13 protein-coding genes are annotated in these 11,937 nt (G+C 70.5%); 3 read left to right on the top strand and 10 right to left on the bottom strand.

Annotated features, from left to right (window positions below; translation table 11 throughout):
- Positions 1–259 precede the first annotated feature (259 nt).
- On the top strand, positions 260–796 hold the full coding sequence (locus tag OOK34_RS18960) for a DUF4383 domain-containing protein (protein WP_267036811.1): 537 nt from the start codon (positions 260–262) through the stop codon (positions 794–796).
- 9 nt (positions 797–805) lie between these two features.
- Complete coding sequence (locus OOK34_RS18955; RefSeq protein ID WP_267035043.1) at positions 806–1,030, top strand: zinc ribbon domain-containing protein; 225 nt, start codon at positions 806–808, stop codon at positions 1,028–1,030.
- A gap of 33 nt (positions 1,031–1,063) precedes the next feature.
- On the opposite strand, the gene OOK34_RS18950 is transcribed toward OOK34_RS18955, so the two are convergent.
- The 4 genes from OOK34_RS18950 to OOK34_RS18935 are packed head-to-tail and all read right to left on the bottom strand — an operon-like array spanning position 1,064 to position 6,259.
- The gene (locus OOK34_RS18950) at positions 1,064–1,723 is read right to left on the bottom strand and encodes an O-methyltransferase (protein ID WP_267035042.1); all 660 of its coding nucleotides are present in this window, start codon (positions 1,721–1,723) and stop codon (positions 1,064–1,066) included.
- Positions 1,720–2,553, bottom strand: a complete 834-nt coding sequence (locus OOK34_RS18945) for an HAD family hydrolase (RefSeq protein ID WP_267035041.1) — start codon at positions 2,551–2,553, stop codon at positions 1,720–1,722. The genes OOK34_RS18950 and OOK34_RS18945 overlap by 4 nt, the downstream gene beginning before the upstream one ends.
- Positions 2,550–5,072, bottom strand: coding sequence for a phosphoribosyltransferase (locus OOK34_RS18940; protein ID WP_267035040.1), 2,523 nt, complete (start codon positions 5,070–5,072; stop codon positions 2,550–2,552). Before OOK34_RS18940 ends, OOK34_RS18945 begins: the two co-directional genes overlap by 4 nt.
- Before the next feature lie 11 nt (positions 5,073–5,083).
- Entirely contained in the window at positions 5,084–6,259 is a 1,176-nt protein-coding gene (locus tag OOK34_RS18935) for an HpcH/HpaI aldolase/citrate lyase family protein (RefSeq protein WP_267035039.1), read from the bottom strand.
- Between the two features lie 194 nt (positions 6,260–6,453).
- Here OOK34_RS18935 and OOK34_RS18930 point away from each other — a divergent pair, with 194 nt between their 5' ends.
- On the top strand, positions 6,454–7,257 hold the full coding sequence (locus tag OOK34_RS18930; protein WP_267035038.1) for a TerD family protein: 804 nt from the start codon (positions 6,454–6,456) through the stop codon (positions 7,255–7,257).
- 39 nt (positions 7,258–7,296) lie between these two features.
- Here OOK34_RS18930 and OOK34_RS18925 read toward each other — a convergent pair whose 3' ends face one another.
- From OOK34_RS18925 to OOK34_RS18900, 6 genes are all read right to left on the bottom strand, one after another.
- On the bottom strand, positions 7,297–8,037 hold the full coding sequence (locus OOK34_RS18925; RefSeq protein ID WP_267035037.1) for a Tellurium resistance: 741 nt from the start codon (positions 8,035–8,037) through the stop codon (positions 7,297–7,299).
- A 117-nt stretch (positions 8,038–8,154) separates the two neighbouring features.
- Complete coding sequence (locus tag OOK34_RS18920; protein WP_267035036.1) at positions 8,155–9,288, bottom strand: DUF475 domain-containing protein; 1,134 nt, start codon at positions 9,286–9,288, stop codon at positions 8,155–8,157.
- A 25-nt stretch (positions 9,289–9,313) separates the two neighbouring features.
- Positions 9,314–9,889 carry a TerD family protein gene (locus OOK34_RS18915; RefSeq protein ID WP_267035035.1) on the bottom strand — a complete coding sequence of 192 codons (576 nt, stop codon included), beginning with the start codon at positions 9,887–9,889 and terminating at the stop codon, positions 9,314–9,316.
- 125 nt (positions 9,890–10,014) lie between these two features.
- Positions 10,015–10,590, bottom strand: coding sequence for a TerD family protein (locus OOK34_RS18910; RefSeq protein ID WP_267035034.1), 576 nt, complete (start codon positions 10,588–10,590; stop codon positions 10,015–10,017).
- A gap of 152 nt (positions 10,591–10,742) precedes the next feature.
- Positions 10,743–11,201, bottom strand: coding sequence for a peroxiredoxin (locus OOK34_RS18905; protein WP_267036810.1), 459 nt, complete (start codon positions 11,199–11,201; stop codon positions 10,743–10,745).
- Positions 11,202–11,388: 187 nt separating this feature from the next.
- Entirely contained in the window at positions 11,389–11,814 is a 426-nt protein-coding gene (locus tag OOK34_RS18900; RefSeq protein WP_267035033.1) for a DUF3052 domain-containing protein, read from the bottom strand.
- Positions 11,815–11,937 lie beyond the last annotated feature (123 nt).

Raw genomic sequence — 11,937 nt, 5'->3', positions numbered from 1 at the left:
CCGGGGGCGGGCATCGATGGATGCTGGAGGTTCCGGTAACGGAGCAGAGGAGGGCGGTATGGCTGCCCACGCTTTCCACAGGCCTCGCATGCATCGGATGCACCGCGCGCGCCAGGCACGGCCTGTGCCGCAGAAGTCCTACGTGCCCCATGCGGCGTACGGGTGCACCGAGCCCCATGAGCACTACGCGCCGTACGTGGCCCATGAGCCCTATCCGAGCCACGAACCACCACCGGTCTCCCGCAGGCTGCTGGGCCACATGCTCAATCCCGTCAACGCACGCCTCGACGAGCACCTGCCGGCCGACCACAAGCTCAGCAAGATCTACCGGGTCGGCGCCGGACTGACCGGGCTGCTGCTGATCGCCTTCGGCATCCTGGGGCTGATCGACCGGATCGGGTTCTTCGACACCGGCGGGGACACCGTGCTCGCCCTGAACACCAACGGCGCGCTGAGCGTCCTGTCGATCTGCATCGGCGGACTGCTGTTCGCCGGGATGGTGATCGGCGGAACCTTCGCCTCCACCCTGAACATCGTGCTCGGGGTGGCGTTCATCGTGAGCGGGTTCGTCAATCTCGCCCTGCTGGACACCGGCCTGAACTTCCTGGCCTTCCGGATCCAGAACGTCCTGTTCAGCTTCGTCGTCGGCGTGATGCTGATGTGGTTCGGGATGTACGGGCGGGTGGGCAGCGCCCTGCCGCACGACAATCCGTACTGGCGCGCCCGCCACCCCGAGCAGGCGGCGCGCGAGACGCGGATCCGCGAGGGATTCCGGTCCGGCCGCCCCACTGCGTAGCCTGTGCGCATGCCTCGTTACGAATTCCGCTGCCGGACCTGCGACGACACCTTTGAGGTCAGCCGGCCGATGGCCGAGTCCTCCGCGCCCGCCGACTGCCCCGCCGGGCACGCCGACACCGTCAAGCTGCTCTCCGCCGTCGCCGTCGGCGGTACCGGCAGTGCCCCCGCGCCCGCCCGGGCGATGGGCGGCGGCGGGGGCGGGGGCTGCTGCGGTGGCGGCGGCTGCGGCTGAGGCCCGCGCCGGGGCCCGCGCCGGGGCCAGCTCTCAGCGCTTGCGCGAGAGGGTCAGGCCGTCCGAGATCGCCAGCAGGACGGAATCCATGCGGGCGTCCGCCGCGACGTGCTCGTTGAACGCGCGGACGCTCGCTCCCCTGCCGGTGGGCGACTCGTCGAGGACCGTCCCGTGGAACAGGGTGTTGTCGGTGACGATCAGCCCGCCCGGACGCATCCTCGGCACCAGTTCCTCCCAGTAGAGGATCTGGTTCTGCTTGTCCGCGTCGATGTAGGCCATGTCGATGTGCGGCTCCGCCGGCATGGCGCGCAGCGTCTCCAGGGCAGGGGCGATGCGCAGGTCGATGCGGTCCGCGACGCCCGCCGCCGCCCAGGCCTCGCGGCCGTACGCCGTCCACTCCTGCGACACGTCACAGGTGATCAGGCGCCCGTCGGCCGGGAGGGCCTGGGCCATGGACAGGGCCGAGAAGCCGGTGAAGGTGCCCAGCTCCACGATGTGCCGCGCACCGGTCAGCCGGACCAGGAAGGCCAGCAGCGGTCCCTGTTCCTCCGCGGACTGCATGCCGGCCGACTCGGGGAACTTCTCCCAGGTGGTCGCCACGACCCCCCGCTGGACCTCGTCCAGCGGGGGGTTGTGCGCCAGGACGTACTGGTAGAGCTCGTCGGTGATCTTGGTGCTGTTGCCCTTGGTCATGCGGTCAGTGTCGCAACCGCCCGGCCGAATTCCCGGACGATTTCCTCCCCCGCCAGCACTCCGGCCGTGCCGAGGGCCGTCACCGAGGGCGCCGTCCAGCCCGCGTCGGCCAGCTCGCCGTGCCCCGGCCGCCAGGCGCGGTCCGCCGCCAGCAGCAGGTCGGCGTCCAGCAGCGAGTCGCCGGCGGCCAGGGTGGTGGTCGCTCCGGTACGCCGGGCCACCTCCCGCATCGCGGCGCTCTTGGTCAGCGGGCGCGGGACGGCGTAGATCTTGCGGCCCTGGAGCGAGATCGTCCAGCCCCGGGCCTCGGACCACTCCGTCAGGGCCTTGAGCCACTCGTCCGGGACCAGCGCCCGCTCGACGACCAGGTACACGAAGAGGTCCTCCGCCACGCGCGTCTTGCGCAGCCACGCCGGGTCGGACACGGCCAGCAGGTGCTGGTGCACCTCCTCCAGCGGGGCGCATTCCTCCGCGAGGCGTCCGGCGACCGCGCGCCGCCAGTCCCGGTCCGGCACGCCGTCCACCAGCAGCTGTCCGCCGTTGGCGCAGATCGCGTACCGGGCCGGGGGCCCGGGGAAGCGGATGCGCTGGTACTGCTTGCGCGTGCGGGTGGTGGTCGGAACGAAGACCGCCGACGGGTCGGCGGCCAGCGACGCCAGCAGCCCCGCCGCCGTCTCCGTCATGTAGGACAGCGGCTTGCTCTCGTGCACCTCGACGCACAGCAGCCGGGGGGCCTGGGGGTCGGGCATGGTCAGCCCGAGGGCGGCCGACGAGTAGATGAGCGTACGGTCGAGGTCACTGGCTACGAGGACAGTCGTGGGGCGGGTCACTTGGCGGCCACAGCCTTTCCGTCGGCGCCCGTGGCGCCGCGTGTGAAGCGGGGGTGGATGAGTCCCACGCACGTGTAGGGCAGGTCGTCGACCTCCTCGACCGGCACCCCGCGCTGCTCGGCGAGCAGCCGTACGTGGTCCAGGTCGGAGCCGGCTCCGCGCTGCGCCAGGATCTTCCAGGGCACGCGGCGCAGCAGCACCCGCGTCGTCTCGCCGACGCCGGGCTTGACCAGGTTCACGTCGTGGATGCCGTACTCCTCGCTGATCCGCTCCACCGCCGCCCAGCCCACCCAGGTGGGGGTGCGGTCGGCGGCCAGCAGCTCCTTGACCTCGGCGGCCACGGCGTCGGCGACCTCGCCGAAGCGGGCGGCGACGGTGTCGACGAAGGCCTCGGAGACATCGGCTCCGGCCAGCTCGCGGTAGAACTTCGCACCGTGGAAGTCGGCGGGACCGACCAGGTCGGACCTGAGCACCGTACGCGAGACGAGTCCGGACACGGTGGAGTTGAGGCAGGCGGAGGGGATCAGGAAGTCCTCGCGGGTGCCGTAAGTCTCCACGCAGGAGCCGGGGTCGGCGAGGACGACGATCTCCGGGTTGAAGCCGGGGAACGGGAGGAGGGCCTCGCGCAGTTCGCGGGTGATGGCGCCCTTGCCGGTCCAGCCGTCGACGAAGACCACGTCGGCCGGGTCGTGGTGGGCGGCGAGCCAGCGCAGGGCGTTGGGGTCGATGCCCCGGCCGCGCACGATGGAGACGGCGTAGTGCGGCAGGTCCAGGCCGTGCCGGGCGCGGGCCCAGCGGCGCATCAGCACGCCGACGGGGGTGCCGGCGCGGGCCAGGGAGACCAGTACGGGGGACGGGGAGCGCTCGGCGAGCACGGTCTCGGTGACGGTGCCGACGGCGCGGGCGATACGGGCCGCCGAGGCGGTCAGCGCGCTCCGGTACAGCTCCTGGTACTGCGGCGAGGGCTGGTACTCGACGGGCAGGGACTCGGCGTAGTGCGCGCCGCCGGCCTGGATGGCCTCCTCGCGCTCCTCGGTCGGGGCCTCCAGCCGGACGTCGGAGAGGTCCTGGAGGAGCCAGCCGACGTCCTCGGGGGCGTACGAGGAGAAGTCCGGGCCCCGCAGCGGTTCGGCCAGCCGCGGTTCGGGCAGCTGCGGTTCGGCCGGCTGCGGTTCGGCCAGCGGCAGCTCGGGCGGCAGCGGCTCGGGCATGGTCGGCTCCTGCCGGTCGGGTACGTAGGACGGGACGACGGCCAGCACGACGCGGCCGGTGTGCGGGGCCAGCCGGGCGAGCAGTCCCGCGTGCAGCTCGGGCGTGTCCCCGGCGGAGTCGACGACGGCGACGACGGTGTCGAAGCCGGCCCCCGCGACGTTGTAGGCGTAACGGTCGCCGAGCCCGTCGGCGGGGGCGTCGTGCGCGGGGAAGACGAGCCGGGTGCGGATGGCGTAGCCGGGGTCGTCCACGGCGAGCACGGGCGAGCGGGTGGTGGTGGAGAACCGCACCTCGCCGGCCGCCCCGGACTCCTCCAGGGCCCGCGCGAGGCGCAGCGGCGCGTACATCAGCTCCTCGTTGCCGAGTACGAGGACCCTCCCGGGCCGCTCACCGAGCGCGTCCGCGAGCCGGGCGGCCATGGCCGGAAGCTTGGCCTCCAGCCGGGCCCGGTGTTCCGGGGTGAAGCCGTGGCGGCCGCCGTCCGGCAGCCCGGCGGGCCAGTCGAGCGGGACGCGGGTGACGGGCTGCGGGTCGTCGGCCGGGGCTGCGACACCGCTCTCGGCGCCGGCCCCCTCGTACTCCTCGACCAGCGCCTGCCCCTTGGCCAGTACCCCCTCCGGGAGGGAGACCGTCCCGGAGGCCAGGGCGATCAGGTCCACGCGCGCGCCCAGTTCGGCGGCGAAGGCGGTGAGCCGGTCGCGGTCGCCGGCCGAGCGCATGTCGACGAGGGCGACCACCACGTAGTGCGCGCGGGGGTGGCGGGCGTGGAGGTCGCGGATGGTGTTCAGGACCGTGTTGCCGGTGGAGAACTCGTCGTCGACGAGGACCAGCGGCCCGTCGCCCGCCAGCAGCTCCGGGTCCTCGGGCAGCAGCAGGTGCGAGGTGGCGTGCGAATGGGCCTCCTCGAAACCGCCGGCCGGTCGCAGCCCCGGCACCGGGCGGCGCGTGGAGTGCAGGTAGGGGGCGGGTCCCAGTCCGTCGGCGACGCAGTGGCCGAGCCCGGTGGCGGTTTCGGCGTAGCCGAGCACCACCGCGGAGCCGGCGCGGTCCCCGAGCAGCGCGCGGACCCGTACGCCGAGCCCGTGGCCGGCGGCGTACACGGCCTCGGGCGACTGCGGGACGTGCTTGCCCAGTACCCGTGAGACCAGCAGGTGCGCCCGCTTCGGATTGCGCCGCAGGGCCAGCCCGAGCAGCTCCTTCAGCTGCGGCGGCCCCTCTGCGGCGGCTTGGCTCAGGTCCACGCCCAGCCGCTCGGCGACCCAGGTTCCCGACCACACCGTGTCGATCTTCTTGCCCTTCCTCGTCATGGCCAGCCGGCTCACACCTGGAGCCCGGCCGTCAGGAGGTCGACGAAGCCGACCTCCTCCTTCGCCACACCGAAGACCTCGGCGCGCAGCATGGTGCGCTCGGCCCAGGCCCGGTGGGGCTTCACCTCGTTCATCTTGTTCGTGTAGGCGGAGCGCATCACTCCACCGCCGTCGCGCTCGGGGCGCAGGATGTCCTGGGCGTCGCTGAACTCCTCGTGGGAGACCACCGACAGCGCGTGCACCGGGGTGACGTGGGCGGGGTGGATGCAGGTCTTGCCCAGCAGTCCGTTGGCGCGGTCGAGTTCGATCTCGCGCAGCAGTCCGTCCAGGTCGTGCTCGATCAGCGCGGTGCGCAGTTCCTCCACGCCCTCAGCCAGGAAGGGGCTGCGGCGCAGCTGCGGCTTGAAGAGGCGCTGCTGGCTGCGGAAGTACTCCCAGACGGGGCCGGTGACGGTGAAGCCGGTCCCGTCGGCGCGGCTGAGGACGTTGACCACGTCGGCGATGACACCGGCCACGATCTGGACGTCGTACGCGGTCATGTCGGGGGTGCGGCGCAGTCCGTACACGGAGCAGAAGTCGGTGACGCCCAGGCGCAGGGCCAGGACCCGCTCGCGGTAGCGGTTGACGGTGCGCGAGATGCCGGCGAGGGCTTCGACCCGGGTCTCGAGGTGGAGGAGGTCGGGGGTCTCCAGGACCGGCATGGCATACAGGCGGGGCAGTCCGGCGGTGGCCTCGGCGTGGGCGACAGCGTCCAGGAAGGCCGTTCCGCGGCTTTCCGTGAACTTGGGAAGTACGAATCCGGCCAGGTTGCGCACCGAGCCGCCGAGCCGGTGCACGAGGTCGGGTATCTGCTCGGGGGTGCGGACGCGGATGAAGAGGAGCGGGAGCCCGGAGGGGCCGGCCCCGTCGGCGTCGAGGGCCGCGAACTGCCGGACGAGGTTCTCCTCGCCGCCCACGACCTCGGCGTCGCTGATGGAATCCTCCAGGCAGAGGACCATGGAGACGACTCCGCGGGCGGCCTGTTTGCGGATGTCGGCGGCCAGGGTGGGCCGGACGGCCGGGCTGTAGAGGGTGGCTCCGAGCGCGGCGGCCAGGGTGCGGGCCGGGGAGGCCAGGGTGAATTCGGCCGGTTCCTGGTGGAAGAGGTCCTTGCGGACCGTGGGCGATATATGCCCGAAGTGACGCATGTGCTTCCCCCGTACTGCCTCGGCGGCCCAACTGGCGTGGCCGGTAATAGTACGTACGAACACGAGTCAAGAGTTCCTCAAGCACATGAAGTTCCGGTAACCCTCTTGCACCATGCCCAGGTCTCGCTCCGGGGACAAGGCCCTACGGGGGGCCGCATTGTCCAGGTCGTGTCCGGGAGGGCAGGATGACGGGCATGACGCACGCGATGCAGAAGGGCTCCAACATCCCGGTGACCGCCACGGCGGTCCGGGCGGTGCTGCGCTGGACCACCGGGCCCGAGGTGCCGGACGTGGACGCCTCGGCGCTGCTCGTGGGCGCGGACGGGCGCGTGCGCTCGGACGAGGACTTCGTGTTCTACAACCAGCCCCGGCATCCTTCGGGGTCCGTCTGGCGTCTGGGCAAGAAACAGCTCGGCGACGGGGTCACGGACGCGGTCCAGGCGGACCTGCGGGCCGTGCCCGCGGTCGTGGACCGGGTCCTGGTGGTGGCCTCCGCCGAGGACGTGCCCTTCGAGCAGGTCATCGACCTGCGGATCATGCTGTACGACGCCACCCCGGGCGGCGGCCCCGAGCCGCTGGCCCACTTCGACGTCCGGCCCGAGACGGGCGCCGAGACGGCGCTGATCTGCGGGGAGCTGTACCGCCGGGGCGAGGGGTGGAAGTTCCGCGCCCTGGGCGAGGGCTACTCCAACGGACTGGTGGGGCTGGCCACCGACCACGGGATCTCCGTCGACGAGAACGCCGCCGGGGCGGAGGGGACCGCGCCGGAGCCGGCCCCGAACGCCTCGGGCCCCTCGAGCGCCCCGGCCGCCGGGCCGGGCGCCGAGCAGACCGCGGCCATGCGCCCGCCGGTGGCGGCCCCGCCCACCCAGGCCCCGCCGGCCGCCCAGCCCGCCTACGGGTACCCGCAGCCGGTGTCCCCGGCCCCGGTGCCGGCTCCGGGCGGGGATCCGTCCTTCCGGCTGCCGGTGCAGGGCCCGCAGTTCATCCGCCGCTGAGCGCCCGGCGGCGGCCCCGGGCGGGGGTGGGGGCCGGGCTCAGGCCTTGCTGCTCTTGTAGCCCCGCCCCCACTGGAGCCCCCAGCCGTACAGCCGGTCCAGCTCGGCCTGGAACCCGTATACGAACTTCACCTCGCGGCGGACAATCAGCTCGCCCTTGACGTTCTCCAGGGAGAGGACCGCGCAGGAGCGGGCCTGCGGGTGCCGCTCGTCCAGCGGGATCTCGATCCTCGGCCCGGCGGTCGGGAAGAGGGTGACCAGGGCGTGGGTCCGGTCGAAGGCCGGGGTCTGGTCGTAGATGTAGACGAAGACCAGGAGCCGTTTGATGTCGGCGGCGTGGTCGAGGTTGATGTAGAGGGTCTCCCCCGAGCCCGAGCCGAACCGGTCGTCGCCGCTCAGCTTCACGTACGGCGGGTCGTTGAGGTCCCCGAGCAGGTTGCCCAGGGGCTGTACGGCGCCCCGGGTGCCGTCGGTCAGCTCGTACAGGCAGCCCATGTCCAGGTCCACGTTGACCATGCCCTGGGTGTGGGCCTGGACCATGTCGGGCTTGAACAGTTTGAACGGGTGCCGGAAGAGCTGGCCGCTCTGGCCGGAACGGCCGCCGAAGTCGGAGGTCCGCATCCGCCAGGAGAGGTTCACGCGCATGTTGCCGTGGACCGCCTGCTGTTTGGTGAGCGACACCGTCGGACGCCGTTTGGTCAGCTCGATGGCGTTCGACGAGGCGTTGCCCGAGTCGAAGCCCATGGCGCGAGCGCCCCTGATGCCGTCGAAGAACCCCATGTCCCAACCCCCCAGGTCGGTCCGTGCACCGGAAAATGCGGCAGGGCGGCCGCGCGGTCCAGTGGATCCGCGCGGCCGCCCCGTCGTTACTGCAAGCGTTCCGCAATCAGGGCCGGGTCACACCCCGGCGCCGACTTCTGCGGCACTGTCGCCGCCGCCCGCGGCCAGCCGCTTGTTGCGGCGCACCGAGGACCAGAACGACCAGGCGATGAGCAAGACACCGACGAGGCCGGTGATGACCTCGTGGATCTCGTACTGGATGGTGACGAGCAGGATCACGGCGAGGGCGCCGATCGCGTAGTGCGCGCCGTGCTCCAGGTAGACGTAGTCGTCGAGGGTGCCCTGGCGGACCAGGTAGACCGTGAGCGACCGGACGTACATCGCGCCGATACCGAGGCCGAGGGCCATGAGCACGATGTCGTTGGTGATGGCGAAGGCGCCGATGACCCCGTCGAAGGAGAAGGAGGCGTCGAGGACCTCGAGGTAGAGGAACATGAAGAAGGCGGCCTTGCCGGCCATGGCCACGGCCGAGACGGGCTTGCCGCTCTTCTTGGCCGCTTCCTCCGCCTCGTGCTCGGCTTCCTCCTCTTCCTCCAGCTTGTTCTCGAAGTAGCCGGAGAGACCGCCGACGATCATGTAGGTGATCAGGCCGAGGACACCGGAGATCAGGACGGTCTGCGCCTTGTCCACGTGGGTGCCGCCGTGCTGGTGGGCGTTGGCGGCGAAGGTCATCGAGGTGATGACCAGGACGATCAGCGCGATGCACGCGGACAGCATGTCGATCTTGCCGAGCTTGGCGAGCGGGCGCTCGAGCCAGGCGAGCCACTTGATGTCACGGTCCTCGAAGATGAAGTCGAGGAAGATCATCAGCAGGAACATGCCACCGAAGGCGGCAATGGACGGGTGAGCGTCCGTGACCAGCTGCTTGTACATGTCCTTGTCGGTCATCGCGAGATCGACGGCCTCGATGGGCCCGATCTTGGCGCTGATGGCCACGATGACGACGGGGAAGACCAGGCGCATGCCGAACACGGCGATGAGGACACCGACGGTGAGGAAGATCTTCTGCCAGAAGGCATTCATCTTCTTCAGGATTCCGGCGTTGACCACCGCGTTGTCGAAAGACAGCGAGATCTCGAGGATGGACAGGATCGCCACGATCCCGAATCCGGTCCACCCCCCGTAGAACACCGCTGCGACCAGACCGAGCGCAGTGACTGCGAACGACCAGCCGAAGGTTTTGAGAACCACTGGCACCCCATCGTCTTGTACGGCTTTACGAAACGTTGACCCCGAAGTCTAGAGCGATGCCGCGGAGCCCCGACGCGTACCCCTGCCCTACCGCACGGAACTTCCATTCGCCGCCGTACCGGTAGACCTCGCCGAAGATCATCGCGGTCTCGCTGGAGGCGTCCTCGGTCAGGTCGTAGCGGGCCAGTTCCTGGTCGTCGGCCATGTTCACCACGCGGATGAAGGCATTGCTCACCTGGCCGAAGCTCTGCCGGCGGGAGTCCGCCTCGTGAATCGAGACCGGAAAGACGATCTTGTCGACCTGGGCGGGGACCTTCGTGAGGTCGATGATGATCGACTCGTCGTCGCCTTCACCCTCGCCGGTGAGGTTGTCCCCGGTGTGTTCGACGGAGCCCTCGGGGCTCTTGAGGTTGTTGTAGAAGACGAAGTACGCGTCCCCCAGCACCCGGCCGCTGTTGCACAGCAGCGCGCTGGCGTCGAGGTCGAAGTCCGCCCCCGTGGTCGAGCGCGCGTCCCATCCGAGACCGATCAGAACCCGGGTGAGGTTCGGTGCGGCCTTGGACAGGGAGACGTTGCCCCCCTTGGCGAGTGTGACGCCCATGATGTGGTCCTCCCCGGACGACGTGGTGGTGGTGGCCGAGCCACCCGCTCATGGTGGCAAAGCCGGTCCGGCGCCGTACACAGAGGTGCACGGCGCCGGACGGACGAACTTCTCTTGGTATCGGCTCAGACGTTGACGCCGAAGTCCTGCGCGATGCCGCGCAGGCCCGAGGCGTAGCCCTGGCCGATGGCGCGGAACTTCCACTCCGCGCCGTTGCGGTACAGCTCGCCGAAGACCATGGCGGTCTCGGTCGAGGCGTCCTCGGAGAGGTCGTAGCGGGCGAGCTCGGTGTTGTCGGCCTGGTTCACGACGCGGATGTAGGCGTTGCGGACCTGGCCGAAGCTCTGCTGGCGACCCTCGGCCTCGTAGATCGAGACCGGGAAGACGATCTTGGCGACCTCGGCCGGGACGCCGGCGAGGTTGACCTTGATGGCCTCGTCGTCGCCCTCGCCCTCGCCGGTGGTGTTGTCACCGGTGTGCTCGACCGAGCCGTCCGGGCTCTTCAGGTTGTTGAAGAACACGAAGTTCGAGTCGTTGGCGACCTTGCCCTGGTCGTTGGTCAGGATCGCGCTGGCGTCGAGGTCGAAGTCGACTCCGGTGGTGGTGCGAGCGTCCCAGCCCAGACCGACGATGACCGCCGTCAGGTTAGGCGCGGCCTTGGTCAGCGAGACGTTGCCGCCCTTGCTGAGGCTGACTCCCACGGGTCCTCCATTGGTAAGTGTGTGGGGCGGGGCCCCGTCGTGCGGTTGCTACCGGATCAACGTTCCGATCCTAGTGACGGGTTCCCGCCCGCAGGCGGTTTTCGTACGGAACCTGCCGCCGGAGTCCGCAGCGGGATTCCCGGGGCCGGAGCTCAGAGGCTGTCGAGGGCCTTGATGTACTCGTTCAGGTCACGCGCGTCGGGCAGCCCGTTGACGACGGTCCAGCGCACGATGCCGTCCTTGTCGATGACGAAGGTGCCGCGGACCGCGCAGCCCTTGTCCTCGTCGAAGACGCCGTACGCGCGGGAGGTCTCGCCGTGCGGCCAGAAGTCGGACAGCAGCGGGTAGTCCAGGCCCTCCTGCTCGGCGAAGACCCGCAGGGTCGGGACCGAGTCGTTGGAGACGGCCAGCAGCTGCACGTCGTCGTTCTGGAACCGGGGCAGCTGGTCGCGCAGCTCGCACAGCTCGCCCGTGCAGACACCGGTGAAGGCGAACGGGTAGAAGAGCAGCACCACGGCCTTCTCCCCCCGGAAGTCGGAGAGCCGCACGGTGGCGCCGTGGTTGTCCTTGAGCTCGAAGTCCGGGGCCTTGTGTCCGACCTCGATCGCCATCTCTCGCATCCCTTCGTTTCCTGTGTCCCCGCACGGGACCGTTCGGGTGAGCCCCAGCCTATGGGTTGTCCGGCCGCGTGCACCGGAGCGGACCCGGCCGGATCTGCGTGCCGAACGCACACACCCCGCCGACCGGGGGTGATCCCGGTCGGCGGGGTGTGCGTGCCGCTTGGCTGCGGGGCGAGGCTCAGCGCTTGGCCTTGGCGGCCTTCGGCGTCACCAGCTTGGTGGAGGTCCACTCCTTGCCGATGGCCAGGCCCTTGGCGAGGGACAGGCCGGCCGTCTCGGCGGCCTCGCTGATGTCGCTGGCCTCGACGTAGCCGTCACGGCCCGTCTTGGGGGTCAGCAGCAGGATCAGTGCGCCGTCCTCGACCAGCTCGGTCGCATCGACCAGGGCGTCCGTCAGATCGCCGTCCTCGTCGCGGAACCACAACAGCACCGCGTCGGCGACGTCGTCGTAGTCCTCGTCTGCGAGTTCGCTGACGAGCTTCTCGACGCCGTCACGGAATTCCTGATCGACGTCCTCGTCGTAGCCGATCTCCTGGACCACCTGTTCGGACTGGAAACCCAGCCGGGCGGCCAGGCTCTCCGCGTGGTCCGCGGTCGCGCTCACGGGGTGCCTCCTGCTCATGTTCGGTGAATGTCTTTCGGCGGCGCGCGTACGCGCAGCATTGGGCGTAGTCCACACGGGCGCGGCGGATCGCGCAAGTACCCGGCCGCCGAGACCGTCGAAACG

It is taken from the genome of Streptomyces sp. NBC_00091, assembly GCF_026343185.1.
Classification (GTDB): domain Bacteria; phylum Actinomycetota; class Actinomycetes; order Streptomycetales; family Streptomycetaceae; genus Streptomyces.
This window is presented reverse-complemented; position numbering and strand designations above follow the sequence as displayed.